This is a genomic window from Ruania suaedae (assembly GCF_021049265.1).
Classification (GTDB): domain Bacteria; phylum Actinomycetota; class Actinomycetes; order Actinomycetales; family Beutenbergiaceae; genus Ruania; species Ruania suaedae.
Map to the genome: position 1 here is coordinate 974,335 of NZ_CP088018.1, position 15,869 is coordinate 990,203.

At 71.8% G+C, this 15,869-nt stretch carries 17 protein-coding genes; 14 read left to right on the forward strand and 3 right to left on the reverse strand.

The genetic code is table 11. The features are described from left to right. Positions 1-139: 139 nt before the first annotated feature. Genes LQF12_RS04390 through LQF12_RS04410 form a run of 5 tightly spaced genes read left to right on the forward strand, consistent with a single transcriptional unit; the run spans position 140 to position 5,065 of the window. Entirely contained in the window at positions 140-1,213 is a 1,074-nt protein-coding gene (locus LQF12_RS04390) for an ABC transporter substrate-binding protein (RefSeq protein ID WP_231054781.1), read from the forward strand. A gap of 9 nt (positions 1,214-1,222) precedes the next feature. After that, positions 1,223-2,983 carry an ABC transporter permease gene (locus tag LQF12_RS04395; RefSeq protein ID WP_231054782.1) on the forward strand — a complete coding sequence of 587 codons (1,761 nt, stop codon included), beginning with the start codon at positions 1,223-1,225 and terminating at the stop codon, positions 2,981-2,983. Then, positions 2,983-4,104, forward strand: coding sequence for an ABC transporter ATP-binding protein (locus LQF12_RS04400; RefSeq protein WP_231054783.1), 1,122 nt, complete (start codon positions 2,983-2,985; stop codon positions 4,102-4,104). The genes LQF12_RS04395 and LQF12_RS04400 overlap by 1 nt, the downstream gene beginning before the upstream one ends. A gap of 21 nt (positions 4,105-4,125) precedes the next feature. Further along, positions 4,126-4,644, forward strand: coding sequence for a cob(I)yrinic acid a,c-diamide adenosyltransferase (locus LQF12_RS04405; RefSeq protein ID WP_231054784.1), 519 nt, complete (start codon positions 4,126-4,128; stop codon positions 4,642-4,644). Then, a complete protein-coding gene (locus LQF12_RS04410; RefSeq protein WP_231054785.1) occupies positions 4,637-5,065 on the forward strand; it encodes an NUDIX hydrolase in 429 nt (142 codons plus the stop codon). Before LQF12_RS04405 ends, LQF12_RS04410 begins: the two co-directional genes overlap by 8 nt. Here the strand turns inward: LQF12_RS04410 and LQF12_RS04415 are convergent. After that, a complete protein-coding gene (locus LQF12_RS04415; RefSeq protein ID WP_231054786.1) occupies positions 5,062-5,433 on the reverse strand; it encodes a hypothetical protein in 372 nt (123 codons plus the stop codon). The genes LQF12_RS04410 and LQF12_RS04415 overlap by 4 nt on opposite strands. Next, positions 5,430-7,067, reverse strand: coding sequence for a PspC domain-containing protein (locus LQF12_RS04420; protein WP_231054787.1), 1,638 nt, complete (start codon positions 7,065-7,067; stop codon positions 5,430-5,432). The genes LQF12_RS04415 and LQF12_RS04420 overlap by 4 nt, the downstream gene beginning before the upstream one ends. 158 nt (positions 7,068-7,225) lie before the next feature. Between LQF12_RS04420 and LQF12_RS04425 the strand changes: the two genes are divergently transcribed. The 4 genes from LQF12_RS04425 (at position 7,226) to LQF12_RS04440 (ending at position 10,358) form a co-directional block, all read left to right on the forward strand. Next, entirely contained in the window at positions 7,226-8,497 is a 1,272-nt protein-coding gene (locus tag LQF12_RS04425; RefSeq protein WP_231054788.1) for an ATP-binding protein, read from the forward strand. Next, entirely contained in the window at positions 8,494-9,144 is a 651-nt protein-coding gene (locus LQF12_RS04430) for a LuxR C-terminal-related transcriptional regulator (protein ID WP_231054789.1), read from the forward strand. Before LQF12_RS04425 ends, LQF12_RS04430 begins: the two co-directional genes overlap by 4 nt. Positions 9,145-9,227: 83 nt before the next feature. Beyond that, entirely contained in the window at positions 9,228-9,608 is a 381-nt protein-coding gene (locus LQF12_RS04435; RefSeq protein WP_231054790.1) for a nitroreductase/quinone reductase family protein, read from the forward strand. A 93-nt stretch (positions 9,609-9,701) separates the two neighbouring features. Further along, positions 9,702-10,358 carry an SDR family oxidoreductase gene (locus LQF12_RS04440; RefSeq protein ID WP_231054791.1) on the forward strand — a complete coding sequence of 219 codons (657 nt, stop codon included), beginning with the start codon at positions 9,702-9,704 and terminating at the stop codon, positions 10,356-10,358. Between the two features lie 36 nt (positions 10,359-10,394). On the opposite strand, the gene LQF12_RS04445 is transcribed toward LQF12_RS04440, so the two are convergent. Further along, a complete protein-coding gene (locus LQF12_RS04445; protein ID WP_231054792.1) occupies positions 10,395-10,943 on the reverse strand; it encodes a TetR family transcriptional regulator in 549 nt (182 codons plus the stop codon). Between the two features lie 116 nt (positions 10,944-11,059). On the opposite strand from LQF12_RS04445, the gene LQF12_RS04450 reads away from it, so the two are divergent. From LQF12_RS04450 to chrA, 5 genes are all read left to right on the forward strand, one after another. Next, positions 11,060-12,574, forward strand: coding sequence for an MFS transporter (locus tag LQF12_RS04450; RefSeq protein ID WP_231054793.1), 1,515 nt, complete (start codon positions 11,060-11,062; stop codon positions 12,572-12,574). Between the two features lie 38 nt (positions 12,575-12,612). Beyond that, entirely contained in the window at positions 12,613-12,957 is a 345-nt protein-coding gene (locus tag LQF12_RS04455; protein ID WP_231054794.1) for a hypothetical protein, read from the forward strand. 108 nt (positions 12,958-13,065) lie between these two features. Beyond that, positions 13,066-14,325, forward strand: coding sequence for a Na/Pi symporter (locus tag LQF12_RS04460; RefSeq protein WP_231054795.1), 1,260 nt, complete (start codon positions 13,066-13,068; stop codon positions 14,323-14,325). Positions 14,326-14,336: 11 nt separating this feature from the next. Beyond that, positions 14,337-14,654, forward strand: a complete 318-nt coding sequence (locus LQF12_RS04465) for a hypothetical protein (protein WP_231054796.1) — start codon at positions 14,337-14,339, stop codon at positions 14,652-14,654. Positions 14,655-14,666: 12 nt separating this feature from the next. Continuing rightward, positions 14,667-15,863 (forward strand): chromate efflux transporter, encoded by a 1,197-nt coding sequence (gene chrA / locus LQF12_RS04470; RefSeq protein ID WP_231054797.1) that lies wholly within the window; start codon positions 14,667-14,669, stop codon positions 15,861-15,863. The last annotated feature ends 6 nt before the right edge of the window (positions 15,864-15,869 follow it).

Here is a 15,869-nt window from a genome sequence, read left to right on the forward strand (position 1 = left end):
CCGTCGTTGCCGGCCTCGGCGCGGCACGCGGACTTTACCGTGATATCGACACCCGTTGCGTCCGGTCGACCGGCTCCGTTCACTCGTGGATCCGAGGATGAGGTCGTCCCTGCCGACGACGACTTTCCTGGAGTTCGCCATGTCCCGAGTCACCCGCACCGCCGCCGTCCTCACCGCCTCTGCCGCCGCCGTGGCCATGGCGGCCTGCGCACCCCAGGCTGAGGGGGACGCCGTCGACGTGGCAGACATCGACTCCGCCACCTGCGAGGCGGAGGACGGCCCGTTGCGCATCTACCTCAACCCCTTCGGGCCGACGCTGAGCGAGCAGTTCACCGCGGACACCGGGATCGAGACCGAGATCGCCGACCTGGGCGGTGGCGAGATCCTCGCCCGGATCGCGGCCGAGGCGAACAACCCGCAATGGGACGTCGTGATGCTCGACGGGCACGGCAGCCTCCAGGCACTCGCCGGTCAGGGTCAGCTCCTGACCGACCTCGCTCCCGCCAACCTGGCGAACCTCACCGACGAGGGCCAGGACCTCGTGCCGGCGGATCGCTCGTGGATCCCGTTCAGCCAGCACGCGGCCGCCGTGATCGCGTACAACACCGACAGCCTGGACGCCGGCGAGAGCCCTCAGAGCTGGGATGCGCTGACCGATCCGGCCTACGCGCCGCTGGGCATGGCCGACCCGGCCGTCGCCGCACCCGCCTACCCGGTCGTCTCCCACTTCTTCGAGAGCCTCGGCTCGGACCAGGCCGAGGAGTACTTCACCACGATCATCGACAACGGGTTCAACGTCTACGAGAAGAACGGTCCGGTGGGCGAGGCGCTCATCTCGGGGGAGGTGCCGGTCGCTGCCCTGCAGGAGCAGAACGTGTACGGCCTCATGGAGGTTGGCGAGCCCGTCGACTTCGTGTGGCCCGAGTCGGGTGTGCCGGGCGTCGTGCGGGCAGCCGCGATCAGCGCCGAGACTCCCCGCCCGTGTGCGGCCTCGAAGCTCGTCGACTGGATCCTGGACCCGGGCAACGTGGAGTACCTCATGGAGAACGGCGGCAACGACGGCACCTTCACCCCCTACGTCGAGGGTGTGGACACCTCATCCCTGCCCGCCGACCGCCCCGCCGAGGGCCGCTTGCTGATCACCGACGCCGACTTCGCCGCCCAGAACGAGGCGGACATCAAGGACTGGTTCGCCAACCAGCAGGCACGCTAGGTACGGCCGGTGACTCTCACGCAGACGCGGAACAGGTCAGAACCGCTCGCACCCGCCCGCTCCCGCCATGTCCCTGCCGGTGAGGTCCTCGGCTGGGCGCTCACCGCCGTGCTCGTCGTCCTCATCGGCGTCCCGCTCGTGTTCGTCCTGCTGCAGGCCGTCTTCCCGGGGATCGGCCTGACCACCACGTGGGGATTCCAGCCGGAGCTGCTCGGTGAGATCGCGGACCGGCCGCTCTGGCAGCGCTCGTTGAGCAATTCGCTGGTGCTGGCCTTCGGCTCCATGCTGCTGGGCGGAAGCCTGGGCTTCTCCCTCGCCCTGCTGCGGCACAGCGTGCGCTTCCCGGGAGCACGACTGCTCGACGGCGCCGCGTGGGTACTGCTGGTCAGCCCCTCGTTCATCCTTGCCCAGGGCTGGGTGATGTTCGCCTCGCCCTCCGGTGTCGCCGCGAACAGCCTGGGCATGCCGTGGGTCGCCGATCTCGTCTTCACCCCCGGTGGCCTGATCGTCGTGATGAGCCTGACGCAGTACCCGCTCGCCTATCTCGCCGTGAGTGCGGCGCTTCACTGGGACGACGCCAACTACCGGCACGCGGCTGCCCTGAGTGGTGCGCGCGGGTGGACCATCATGCGCACGATCCGCATGCCCCTGCTCGCTCCGGCGGCACTGAGCGGCGCCGTGCTCGTCTTCGTCGACGTCATCGGCGATTTCGGTCTGCCCGCCGCACTCTCCGCGTCCTACAACTTCCCGACGTTGCCCTATTCGATCTATGCCTCGGTGCGCCAGAGCCCGGTGCGCTTCGAGCTGGCAGGAGTGCTCTCGCTCTACCTGGTGCTCATCCTCGCGGTGGCGATCATCGCCTACATGCGCCTGTTGCGACGCGGCCGCTTCGACTTCCTCACCGGGCAGTCCTCGACGGTCGCCACCCCTGTGGCCAAGCATCCGCGGCTGTGGTCCGGGGTGACGGTGCTGGTGCTCATCCTGACCCTCGGGCTCCCGTTGAGCTCGTCCCTGCAGGTCTCCCTCTCGCAGTCGATCTCAGGGGGACTGACGCCGGAGAACTTCACGCTCGAGCACTACGCCGCGTTCTTGGATCCCGGATCCGGGATGCGGTTGCTCGAGGGTGCCGGCAACAGCCTGATGATCGCCGTCGCAGTGGCGATCCTCACCACCGTGCTGGGCTTCCTCATCGGGGTGGTGCTGACGTTCACCTCCTTCCGCGGCCGGATGGTGATCGATGTCGCCGGCACCGTGGCGCTCGCCATCCCTGGCATCGTGCTCGCCGTCGGGTACATCTTCGTGTGGAACCAGCCGGTGCTCTCGGATCTCGGGATCGGCCTCTACGGCCAACCGGTTCTCCTCGTGCTCGCGGGGGTGGCCACCGCGGTGCCGATCGCGGTGCGGCTGCAATTGGGCGCACTCGCCCAGATCCCCGTGAGCTTCCTGCACTCGGCTGCGCTCGCCGGCGTTCCGCTGCTGAGCCGGCTGCGCACGATCCTCGTTCCGCTCCTCGCCCCGGCCCTGCTCTCAGCACTGGTCGCGATCTTCGCCTCCAGCGTGTTCGATCTGGCGGCGAGCACCATGCTCGCGCCCCCCGACTTCGCCACGCTGCCGGTGGAGATCCTGCTGGAGTACGACCGCGGCCACTACGGCTCCGCCACGGCGGGCGCCATCGTCACCGCCGCCGTGGTCGTGACCCTGGCCGGCATCTCCACCGCCCTCGGACGCCGACTGATCCGCAGCCAACAGAACCGAACGGGGACCCCGTGATGAGTACCCACCCCGCAGACCTCACGATCGAGAATCTCAGCAAGGGCTATCCGGGTGCCGGCGGCACCGTTCCGGCGCTGGAGGAGCTATCGGTCTGCGTCGATTCCGGAAGTACGCTCGCGGTGCTGGGGCCCAGCGGTTGCGGGAAGTCGACACTGCTGCGGCTGATCGCCGGGATCGAAGCGCCCGACGCCGGTCGCATCGTGCTCGGTGGCAGGGAACTCTCGCGGCTCGACCTCACGGTCGACGCGGACCGACGCGGAATCAACATGGTGTTCCAGAACTACGCCCTCTGGCCTCATCTGCGTGTGCGGGACATCATCGGCTACGGCCTCCTCCACGGACGGCACCGCACCGATCGGGCGAGGCGGGAGGCGAAAGTCGCCGAACTCGTGGAGCTGTTGCAACTCGCGGGGCTCGAGGACCGCCGGCCGGCAGAGATCTCGGGTGGTCAGCAACAGCGCGTCGCCATCGCGCGGGCGCTCGCCACCGAGCCTGACCTCCTGCTCTTCGACGAGCCGCTGTCCAACCTCGACGTGCAGTTGCGCGCGACCATGCGCACCGATCTCGCCACCCTGTTGCGCCGCCTGTCCACGACGGCCGTCTATGTCACCCACGACGTGACCGAGGCACTGGCGCTGGCCGACCGCATCCTGGTGCTCGATCACGGCAGAGCGGTCCAGCTCGATACGGCGCGAGCGGTCTTCTCGAGGCCTGCCACGCCGTGGGTCGCGGCGATGGCCGGTTTCAGCTCGCGGCTGGTCCCGCAGCGCGTGGATCGAGCCGCGGGAGAAGCGCGAGTGATCCTCGGCGACGAGACCCTGCTGGGCCAAGCATGCGGGGACGGCTCGGGCGGACCGGACGGCACGAACAGGTCGCCCCAGGTCTTCATCCATCCCGACGCGGTGCGGCTGGTCTACGGCCTGCCTGCCGGAGCGGCGGGTACGGTCAGCGGCGTCGTCACGGCGTGCGTCTACGAAGGGCGTGCCTATCGGGTGACCGTGCAGATTCCCGACGCCGGTACGGTCAGCCTCCTCGCGCCGAGCAGTCTCGAGCCGGAGACGCGCGTGGCCCTGAGCATCGACCCCGATGGGGTTCTCGTCTTCGGACGTGCGGCGTGAGCGCACCGGTAGCCTGGCGACATGTCCGGGCCGCATGTGACCTCGCGGCCGACGAGTGGAATCGTCATGCTCTTCGTCGGTGAGGGCTGGGGGAAGAGCGCCGCGGCCTACGGGTATGCCAGCCGCAGCATCGGCCGCGGGTGGCGCACGCTGGTCGTGCAGTTCCTCAAAGGGGCGTCGTGGAATGCGGCCGAGCGAGCATCGGGCCGCCGGCTCGGCATCGAATGGCCGGTGTTCACCCGCGGAGCCACGTGGGCCCAGGATCGCCCCGAACACCTGGGGGAGGAAGCCTGGGCGGTCGGCCGGGAGGCGATTCTCGGCGGAGACCATGGCCTGGTGGTGCTCGACGAGATCACCCACGCGATCGCCGCGGGCTGGGTGAACGAGCGTGAGGTCGTCGAGACGATCGCGGCCCGCCCGGCCACCACGAGCGTCATCATGACCGGTCGCACGGCCTCTCGCCGGGTCCGGGGTGTCGCCGACACCGTCACCAGATTCGAGCGTGCGAAGCATCAGGAGAAGCGAGGAATTCTTGACTGAGACAGTCGATGACATCCGCGTTCTCGCCGCGGGCGGCCTCCTCATCCGCACCTGCGCAGAGTCCTCCGCCGTGGGGACCCTCCTCATCCACCGGCCCCGCCACGGCGACTGGTCCTTCCCGAAAGGAAAGCTCGACCCCGGCGAGACGCTCGAACAGGCTGCACTGCGCGAGGTGTACGAGGAGACGGCCTTGCGTTGCGAGCTCGGGTCCTGGCTCGGGGTGGTCGACTACCCGCTCTCCGGCGGTGGTCTCAAGCGCACCACCTACTGGCTCATGCAGCCCCGCTCCGACGACGGGTTCATCGCCGGAGCGGAGGTGGACGCCGTGCGCTGGCTCCCCCTCGAGGACGCCGCCGAGGTGGTAACGCACCCACTCGATCGCGCGCTCGCACGCAGAGCGGTTGCGGCCCTGGAGTCCTAGACGTCGGCGCCCGGCGAGCGGCGGCCCCGGGCGGCCGAGACGAGCGCCCCGAGCAGGAGGGTCGCGCCGGCGATCCCGAGGATGCCGATGACGACGGTGGCGGGATCGAGCCGGGCGCCGAGCCCGATGGCGATCACGACGCCGCCGAGCAGGATCAGCACCAGCCCCCACACCACGGTGCGCAACCGGGTGCCCTCCCGCGGAGCGGGCGTGCTGGGCGCCTGGGCGCCGTCGTACTGCATGGGTGCGGTGGTCGATGACATGGTCTCTGCCTCCTGGACGGGCTGGTGATCGGCGGGCTGCTGCGCGAACTGGTCAGTGGGCTGCTCGGTGGACTGGTCAGTGGATGTGACGCGGTCGGTGCTCATGAGGTCTCCTCGATCACGATCTCGCCGAACCCGAGGTCGACTTCCAGCTCCAGCGGGGTGTCCTCGCCCGGTGCCTCGGCCGCCGGGGAGGTGAGGGTCACCTCGCGGCTGCCGCCGATGCGCCACCCGCGATCCAGGCTCTCGTCGACGGTCTGGGTCGTGCGGCCCTCGGCCTGCGCCGTCCAGTCGTCAAGGCCGTAGGTGGTGATCTCACCGGTCACCGATGCCTCGACGGTGACCGGCATGCCCTCGGGCACCATCACGATGATCTGGCCGGCGCCCATCCCGACCTCGACGGGGTCGGTGACGGTCACGTTCTGCAGGTCGGTGAGGTCCACCCGCAGGGCGCCACCGGCGAGCTCGTCGTAGCCCTGGGCGGCCTCGGCCGCGGTGGCCGGGCGCCAGAGCTGGTCGCTGTAGGCAGCGACGTTGCCCCAGTCGTAGCGGTGCACCACCTCGGCGGAGTAGGTCAGTGCCATCGGGACCGCAACGATCGCCGCGATCGTCCCCAGCACGCCGAGGCTGCCGGAGCGGCGCCCGCGCAGACCGGCGATCACGGCCCCGAGGCCGAGGAGCGCGACCGCGGAGCCGATGGCGAGCAGTGCCACGCTCCAGCCGTCGTCCCAGGCGCCGGGTCCGTGGGAGAAGGTCAGGACGCCGCTGTAGTCGGCAGCGAGGAGCAGGGCGATCACCAGCAGGACCAGGCCGAGGATGATCCGCACGAGCGTGGCGCCGGGCCCGGGCACCCGGGGCCGGGGCGGCGGTGCAGCTGCGGCGGGGGGCTGGGGCGCCGCTGCGGGCGGCATGGGTGGGTGGTTGTCGGGTCCGCCGGGCCCGCCCGGGTGGATCTGCTCGTCGGACTCCGCGTGGGTGGTGCTCATGAGGACCTCGGTCTCGTCGTGGGGTCGGTCGGATGGCGCGGGTGCCGCCTGGTCGTCATCGGTCCGCTCGTCCACCGGGCCGCTCGGGGCGGGGATGGTGGCGCCGGCGGTGCTACCGGCCGCGGCGAACGGGACTGTGAGGTCGGTCGAGGGTGCGGGTTGTGCGCCCGGGCCGCCCGGCGGGGCTGGCGGAGGTCCTGCCGGTCCTGCGGGGCCACTCGGCCCGGCAGGTCCACCCCATCCGGCGGGCCCTTCCGGCCACGGCCTGCCGGGGCCCTCACCGGCGCCGCTGCCATGGCCGCCCTCGCTGCGGCGCCCCTGCTGGATGGCGAGCACGACGACCGCCGCCAGGGCGATCAGCGCGATCAGGCCCACGCTGAACGCCAGCCCGTCCCATCCGCTCCACCAGAAGCCGACGCGGGAGAGACCCACGATCACCATCAGGATCGCTCCGGCCAGCGCCGCGTCGAAACGGCCGCGGAAGGCCTCCTGCAGGTGCACCCGGCCGTCGGAGCGCTCCGGCAGCAGGGCCCAGGCGAGCCCGTACAGCAACAGGCCCACCCCGCCGAACAGGGTCACCAGCAGCAGGGCGCCGCGGACGATCAGCGGGTCGATGCCGAGGCGGTGGGCCACGCCGGCCGCCACGCCACCGATCCACCGGTCGTCGGTGCGGGCGATACCGATCCGCCGCAGGGAGTCGAAGAAACTATCCGCAGCCTGTGGCGGCTGCGGCGGGGAAGAGTACGAGGTCATGACATCGAGTCAACTCCCCGGGGCCGCGCGGCGGTATCGGGAAAGACCCTGACCCGTCCCTGAAACCTCACGCCTCGCACGGGCACGGGACCCTGACTCGCCCCTGAGGTCGGGGGCCGGGCGGCCGCACACGGGCCCGCGCGTGCCACGATGTCGCCATGACCCCTGCCAAGGCCGAGCCGCAGCGGACCCGCCCCGGTGCGGTCCCGCTGCGCCGCCCTGTCCAGGGCCGGGTGCTGCTCGGAGTGACCGCGGGACTCTCGCTCCATCTCGGTGTGCCGGTGGCCGCCATCCGCTGGCTCTTCGCCCTCCTGACGCTCGCGTTCGGCTCCGGCGTGGTGCTGTACGTGTGGTTCGCGCTCACCGTGCCTGGCGGCGACCCGCAGGAGGCCGCCGCCGAGGCCCGCCCCGGGCGGTTGACCCGGCTGGTGCCGCGGCTGCGTGCGGTGACCGCGAGCACCCGCGGATCCGACCTCGTGGTCGGTGCTGCCCTGCTGGTGGTGGCGGCGCTGCTGCTGGCCAGTCAGGTACAGGACTGGTTCGGTGGCGCCTGGTTGCTGCCGGTCGTGGTGTTGATCGCCGGGGCCGCACTGGCGTGGAGCCAGATCGAGGTGACCGAGCGGCAGCGCCGCAGCGGGCAGCCGGTGCGGCGGACCTCGGTGCTACTGCGCGTCGGCGGCGGACTGGCGCTGGCCCTGCTCGGCGTCGTGATCTTCGTGGCCCGCGGCAAGCCGCTCGGTGACGTGGTCAACGGCGTCCTCGCCGGGCTGGCCATCCTCGCCGGCACGGCGTTCGTGCTCGCCCCGCTGGGACTGCGGCTGTGGAGGGACCTGGTGGCCGAGCGGGCGGCCCGGGCGCGCGAGTCCGAGCGTGCCGACATCGCCGCCCACCTGCACGACTCGGTCCTGCAGACCCTCTCGCTCATCCGTTCCCGCGCCGAGGACCCGGCGTTCGTGCGCCGGATGGCGCGGGGCCAGGAGCGGGAGCTGCGGGACTGGCTGTATGCGGACCGGCCCGAACCGGGGGAGTCCGTGGCCCATGAGCTGCGACGGGCCGCCGGGGAGGTCGAGGACCACCACGGGGTGGAGATCGACGTCGTCACCGCCGGCGATGCCGTGCCCGATGAGCGCACGCCGGCCCTGGTCTCGGCCGCGCGGGAGGCGATGGTCAACGCCGTGGTCCACGGCGCCCCACCGGTCTCGATCTACGTCGAGGTCGGGCCGGAGGCCTCGGAGGTCTACGTGCGCGATCGCGGGGGCGGGTTCGATGTGGACGCGGTGGGGGAGGACCGGCACGGGGTGCGGCACTCGATCTTCGGGCGGATGCGGCGCCACGGCGGCCACGCCGACATCCGCAGCGACGCCGAGCGGGGCACGGAGGTGCGGCTGCACATGCCGCACCACGAAACGTCAGGAGGTAGGAGCACATGAGCCTGCGAGTGGTGCTGGTCGATGACCACCGGATGGTGCGCGTGGGGGTCCGCAGCGAGCTGGCCGAGGATCTGCAGGTGGTCGGGGAGGCGGCCGACGTGCCCTCGGCCGTGGCCGCGGTCCGGGAGCTGAGCCCCGACGTCGTGCTCCTGGACGTGCACCTGCCCGGCGGCCAGGGCGGCGGGGGCGCCGAGGTGATCCGGGAGTGCTCGGACCTGCTCGGCCCGGTGCGGTTCCTGGCACTGTCGGTCTCGGACGCCTCCGAGGACGTGGTCTCGGTGATCCGGGCCGGGGCTCGCGGCTATGTCACCAAGGCGATCGCCGGCGCCGACCTGTCCGACGCGATCCGCCGGGTGGCCGGCGGCGATGCGGTGTTCTCCCCGCGCCTGGCGGGCTTCGTGCTGGATGCCTTCGGCACGGCGGCCACCGACGTCGCGGTGACCGACGACGAGCTCGACCGGCTCTCCGCCCGTGAGCAGGAGGTGATGCGCCTCATCGCCCGCGGCTACACCTACCGCGAGGTCGCCGGTGAGCTGTTCATCTCCGTCAAGACCGTCGAGACCCACGTCTCGGCGGTGCTGCGCAAGCTGCAGCTTTCCTCCCGGCACGAGCTGACCCGGTGGGCGGCGGTGCGCCGGCTGCTGTGAGCCGGCTGCAGTGAGGCGGTGGAACGCCGCGTTGTCAGACCGCGGGCCCGTGCGCGAGAGTGCTTCCGGAGAGGAGATCGACCATGCCCATGCCGCGCTGGTGGGGACAGATCAACAAGCGCTTCTTCAACCCCCGCGCGATCGCGGGTGGGAAGTGGCCGGTGCTCGTGCACGAGGGGCGCCGGAGCGGTACCGAGTACCGCACACCGATGGACGCCCACCCGGTGCCCGGGGGCTACCTGTTCATTCCCGTGTACGGGACGGACTCGGACTGGGTGCTCAACGTGCGTGCCGCCGGCCGCGCCCGGCTGATCGTCGACGGCGAGGAGATCGAGCTGACGGCGCCGCGCCTGGTCGGCGAAGAGGTCTGGGCCGAGATGCCCGAGGACACCCCGACGCCGCCTACGGTGCTGCGGTTGCGTGACTTCCTGCGGATGGACCGCGCCGAGCCCACCACGGGGTGAGCCGAGCTGCCCGCCCCGTGCCGGCTCTTTGCCGGCGCCGTGCCGGCTCCGTGCCGGCTCGCGCGAGAGCCCACGGCAGGTAGCGTGGAGGGCATGAGTCGCGTCGCCATCATCGGAGGGCACGGCAAGATCGCCCTCCAGCTCTCGCAGATCCTGACCAGCCGCGGGAACGAGGTCACCTCGCTCGTGCGCAACCCCGACCACGTGCCCGACGTCGAGGCCACCGGCGCCACCGGCGTCGTCGCCGACGTCGAGCACCTCAGCGCCACGCAGATCGCCGAGGCGATCAGCGGCCACGACGCCGTCGTCTGGTCGGCCGGGGCGGGCGGTGGCGATCCCGATCGCACCTACGCGGTGGACCGGGACGCGGCCATCCGCACGATCGACGCCGCCCAGCTGGCCGGCGTGATGCGGTTCGTGATGGTCTCCTACCTCGGCGCCGGGCCGGACCACGGGGTGCCGGAGGACTCGTCCTTCTTCCCCTACGCCGAGGCCAAGGCGGCCGCGGATGAGCACTTGCGCGCCTCGGCGCTGCAGTGGACCATCCTGCAGCCGAGCCGGCTGACCGACGAGCCCGGCACCGGCGGCATCACCATCGGGCACGAGAGCGGCGAGGTGCCCCGCGAGGACGTGGCGCAGGTCGCGGCCAGGGTGCTCGAGCGCACCGACGCGGCCGCCGCCACCGTGCCGTTCATCGGCGGCGCCGTGCCCATCGACAACGCGCTCGGGGCGATCTTCCGCATCGCGTAGACCCCGGTCAGTAGGCGCGGGCCAGGTGGGCCCGGCTCAGGCGGGTGGGTTCGCCATCCGCTGGGCGAGTGCGACCAGCCCGTCCACCTCGCCGTCGGAGACCTGCTCGAGGCCGGCGGCCCGCCGGACCTCGGCGTCGGCGGCGAGCCCGTCGCAGATGTAGATGAGCGCGCGTGCGGCGAGCCGGTCCGGGACGGCGTCGGCGAGGGTCTCGCGCCACGCGTCCTGCGCGCGCACCAGGGCCCGGGCGGCGAGCTGATGTGAGCCCCGGGCGAGCACGGCGATGGCGGCGTAGTAGAGCTCGAACTCGGAGTCGGCCCGCGCCGAGGTGCGCACGATGTAGTCGACCTGCCCTGCCTCGGCCTCGCGCATCCGCTCGGTGTCGGCGGTGACCAGGTCACCGAAGTGCTCCGCCAGACCCGCGGTGAGCTCGTCCTTGGACGGGAAGTGGTACAGCAGCCCGCCCTTGGAGACGTGCGCGCGTTCGGCCACGGCCTCCAGGGTGGCCGCCCGCTCGCCCTGCGTGACGAGGATCTCGGCGAATGCGTGCAGCACCTTCGCGCGTGCTGCCGGGGGAGGCGGCATGCGGCTCAGGGTACGCCAGGTGAGGCAGATCACCTGTCACTAAACCGTCCAGCCGGTACAGTAACGCGCGGGCCGGCATCCGGCCGGCCCTGCCATCGGCTCCACGGAGGTGTCCCATGACCATCACCGAGACTGTTCTCCCTGTCTCGCCGCTGCCGGGGCGCCGCCGGTGGGTAGCGCTCGGCGTGCTGATGCTGCCGGTGCTGCTGGTGGCGGTGGACAACACCGTGCTCAACTTCGCGCTGCCGCAGATCTCCGAAACGCTGCGGCCCACCGGCACCCAGCTGCTGTGGGTGATCGACAGCTATCCGCTGGTCCTCGCCGGCCTGCTGGTGCCGATGGGCGCGGCCGCCGACAGGTTCGGGCGCCGGCGGCTGCTGCTGCTCGGGTCCGCGGGCTTCGCCGTGGTCTCGGTGGCCGCCGCCTACGCACCGTCCGCCGCGGCGCTCGTGGCCGCCCGGGCGATGCTCGGGTTCTTCGGCGCGATGCTCATGCCCTCCACGCTGTCGTTGCTGCGCCACGTCTTCGCCGACCGGCAGGAGCGGCGGACCGCCATCGCGATCTGGGCCGCCGCATTCGGCGGTGGCGCCGCCCTCGGACCGGTCGTCGGCGGGTTCCTGCTCGAGCACTTCTGGTGGGGCTCGGTGTTCCTGCTGGCCGCGGTGGTGCTGGCACCCTTGCTCGTGCTCGGCCCGCTGTTCCTGCCCGAGTCCGCCGATCCGCAGGCCCGAGGGGTCGACCCGCTCTCGGTGCTGGCCGTGCTCACCGGCATGCTCGCGCTGGTCCTGGGCATCAAGACCTTCGCCAAGGACGGCGTGAGCCTGCTCGCGGTGGTGACCTTCGCCGTCGGCGTGGTGGTCCTGACGGCGTTCGTGCGCCGGCAGGCGCGCGTGCGCCACCCGATGATCGAGCTCAGCCTCTTCCGCCAGGGCGGTTTCTCCGGCGCCGTGCTGATCAACCTGCTCTCGGTGGTGGCGTTGGTGGGGTTCCTGTTCTTCGCCTCGCAGGACCTGCAACTCGTGCACGGCCTGGCTCCGATGCGCGCCAGTCTCGTCCTGCTGCCCGGGGTGCTCGGCATGATCGTCGCGGGACTGGTGGCGGCCCGGCTGGCGCGGCGGGTGCGGCCGGTGGTCATCGTGGCCGGCGGGATGCTGCTCTCGGCCGGCGGCTACCTGCTGGTCGCGGTGGGGTCGGCGGACCTGATGCTGCTCGGAGCGGCGTTCGCGATGGTGGCCGTCGGGATCGGCGCCGCCGAGACCCTCTCGAACGACCTGATCCTCTCCCTCGTCCCGGCGGAGAAGGCCGGCGCCGCCTCGGCGATCTCGGAGACGGCCTACGAGGTCGGCGCGGTGCTGGGGACCGCGGTCCTCGGCGGGCTGCTCACCAGCGCCTACGCCCGCGCCGTCGTCGTCCCGCCCGGGGTGGCGCCGGGGGAGGCCGCAGCGGCGCGCGAGACCCTCGGGGGAGCAGTCGAGGTGGCGCGCGGACTGCCCGCCGAGCAGGGCGTCGCGCTGCTGACCTCGGCCCAGGAGGCCTTCGCATCCGGCGTCTGGCTCACGGCGCTCATCGGGGCGCTGCTGGTGATGACCGCCGCGGGCATCGCGCTCGCCACGCTGCGGCGCGCCCGCTGATTTCGCCACCCCATCCAGATGACGTAGTGTCAGCAAACATGGATATCGTGTACGGGATCGTGCTGGTGCTCCACCTCATCGGGTGGGCGATGGTGCTCGGCGGGGCGCTCGCGGGCATGCGCGCCGGGGAGATGAACAAGGGGATGCTGCACGGCATCCTCACCGCGCTGGTGGCCGGGATCGTGATGGTCGGGCTCGCCTCGGCCGGGGTGGCAGGAGCCGAGCCGAACAACATCAAGATCGGCGTCAAGCTCCTCATCGCGCTCGCGGTGACGGCGATGATCATCCTCGGAAATCGGCGCGAGAAGGTGACCTCCGGCTACCTGGGTGGCATCGCCGGACTGACCACGCTCAACGTGGCCATCGCGGTGCTCTGGAGCTGAACGCCGGGGCCAGGGTGAGTCGCGCCACATGCTCGTTCACCTGTTGTTCACCTGACGTTCCCCCGATGCCTCGCGCGAGGGGCTTGCCACCCGCGGTTGACTGGAGCCGTGGCGACGACTGACCCGCACGTGCGCACGAGCAAGGCTCCGGTGCGCGAGGACATCTTCCCCATCGACTCCGCGGCAGGTCCGGCAGCGGTCCGGACCGAGTCGCCGCTGCGGGGACCGTTCGACGCGTGGGTGCCCGCCGGGCGGGCCCGGTCGGTCGTCAACTGGCTCTCCGTGGTGGTCTGCGTCTACCTGCTGATCTCCGCCGTGGGCGTCATCGGCGCCGGCTTCAAGGCGGCGACCGGCGGCCAGGCCGAGGCGCTGTTCGCCTTCGCCAGCAACCCGATCGTGGCGCTGATGGTCGGCGTGCTGGCCACGGCGGCCACGCAGTCCTCCTCCACCACCACCTCCATCACGGTCGGCCTCGCCGCCGGGGGGCTGCCGCTGGAGATCGCCATCCCGATCATCATGGGCGCCAACATCGGCACCACGCTGACCAACACCCTGGTCAGCGTCGGCATGATCCGGAACAAGGACGACTTCCGGCGCGCATTCGCCGCCGCCACCGTGCACGACTTCTTCAACCTCATCGCCGTCGCCATCCTGCTGCCGCTGGAGCTGCTGACCGGCTTCCTGGAGCGGGCCTCGGGTGCGCTCGCGGGCGTCCTGACCGGAGTCGGCGGTGTGGACACCGACAGTGTCGACGTGATCGGAGCCGCCACCGCGCCTCTGAAGGAGCTGATGGGCTCGATCACCGGCCCGATCGCCGCGCCGTGGGGCGGTCTGCTGACGATCGCGGTCGGCGTGGCGCTCATCCTGGTCTCGATCACCTTCATCGGCCGGGTGCTCAAGGTGCTGATGGTCGGGCGCGCCAAGCAGGTGCTGCACGGGGCGATCGGGCGCGGCCCGATCAGCGGCATCGCCTCCGGTGCGGTGGTGACGGCGATCGTGCAGTCCTCCTCCACGGCGACCTCGCTGATGATCCCGCTCGCCGGTTCGGGGACCTTCACGCTGCGCCAGGTCTACCCCTTCACCCTCGGCTCCAACATCGGCACCACCGCGACCGCGCTGCTGGCCGCCCTCGGCCTGAGCGGGGTGGAGGCGAGCCTGGGCCTGCAGGTGGCACTGGTGCACCTGCTCTTCAACGTCACGGCCACGCTGGTGATCTTCGGGCTGCCGTTCCTGCGGTCGCTGCCGGTGGTCGCCGCCCAGTGGCTCGCGGCGCGTTCGGCCGAGAACAAGTCCTTCGCAGCGCTGTGGGTGCTCGGCGTCTTCGTCGTGGTCCCGGGGCTGCTGATCGCCACCACCAGCATCTTCTGAGAGGCCCGGCGATGACCACCCCGGACCCCCACGACCCCCCGCCGCTGACCGAGAACGACGTGCCCCGCTCGATCGAGGAGATCGACGCCGCGCTCGTGCGCCTGATGGCCGAGACCGAGGAGACCGTCAACCGGCTCCGGGCCGAGCTCGCCGAGCGGCGCCAGCACGAGGCGCAGCACGCCGAGATCGAACGGCTCGAGCATCATCTCGCCGAGGCCACCGTCAACTGGACGAAGGTCAAGGAGTTCTTCGAGGAGGCGCTGCGCGAGCTGACCCGCGGGCGCGGTTCGGCTGGACCGGACCGCGACGACGACGCCCCAGCAGGGTGACCGACAAGCCCTATGCGAGGCACTGACGCGCGGGCCGGCACCGCCGGTGAGGTCTTCTGGGTCTTCCTGCGGCTGGGCCTGACCTCCTTCGGTGGACCCGTCGCCCACCTCGGCTACTTCCGGGATGCGCTGGTGCAGCGGCGGCGATGGCTGACCGACGCCGCCTACGCCGACATCGTGGCGCTCTGCCAGTTCCTGCCCGGTCCGGCGTCCAGCCAGGTGGGGATGGCGCTGGGCCTGCGCCGCGCGGGCATCGCGGGGATGCTGGCCGCCTGGGTCGCGTTCACGATGCCCTCGGCGGTGGTGCTGGTGGCCTTCGCCTTCGGCGTGGCCACCTGGGGCGATCTCGACGGCGCAGGCTGGCTCCTCGGGTTGAAGGCGGCGGCCGTGGCCGTGGTGGCCCAGGCCGTGCTCGGGATGGCGAAGTCGCTGACGCCGGACGCGCCCCGGGCCACCATCGCCGCCGCCGGCATGATCGTGGTGCTGCTGGTGCCGAGCACGTGGGTGCAGGTGGCGGTGATCGTGGCCGGCGGGCTGGTGGGGCTGGCCTGTTTACGGGCCCCGCAGGCGGAGGCCGACGACGTGCTCGCGTTCCCGCTCTCGCGGCGCACCGGTGCGGTGTGCCTGGGCCTGTTCGCGCTGCTGCTGGCGGGTCTGCCGGTCCTGGCGGCGCTGACGGGCGACCCCACGGTGGGCCTGGTCGACCTGTTCTACCGCGCCGGCTCGCTGGTGTTCGGGGGCGGGCACGTGGTGCTGCCGCTGCTGGAGTCCGAGACCGTGACCACCGGCCTGGTCGGTCATGACACCTTCCTCGCCGGGTACGGAGCCGCGCAGGCCGTGCCGGGCCCGCTCTTCACCTTCGCCGGCTTCCTGGGAGCGAGCACGACGGTAGGGCCGACCGGCCTGGTCGGGGCCGCCCTCGCGCTGCTGGCGATCTTCCTGCCGGCGGCGCTGCTGGTGCTCGGGGTGCTGCCCTTCTGGGACCGGCTGCGGCGGGTGCGCCCGGCCAGGAATGCGCTGCTCGGCATCAACGCGGTGGTGGTGGGGATCCTCGCGGCGGCGCTCTACGACCCGGTGTTCACCCAGGGCGTCACCTCCGCGGCAGCTCTCGCGCTGGCGGTGGCGGTCTTCATCGCCCAGACCCGGTGGAAGGTGCCCGCTTGGGCGGCGGTGATCGGTGCCGGGGTGATCGGGCAGATCGTGCTGTAACGGTCA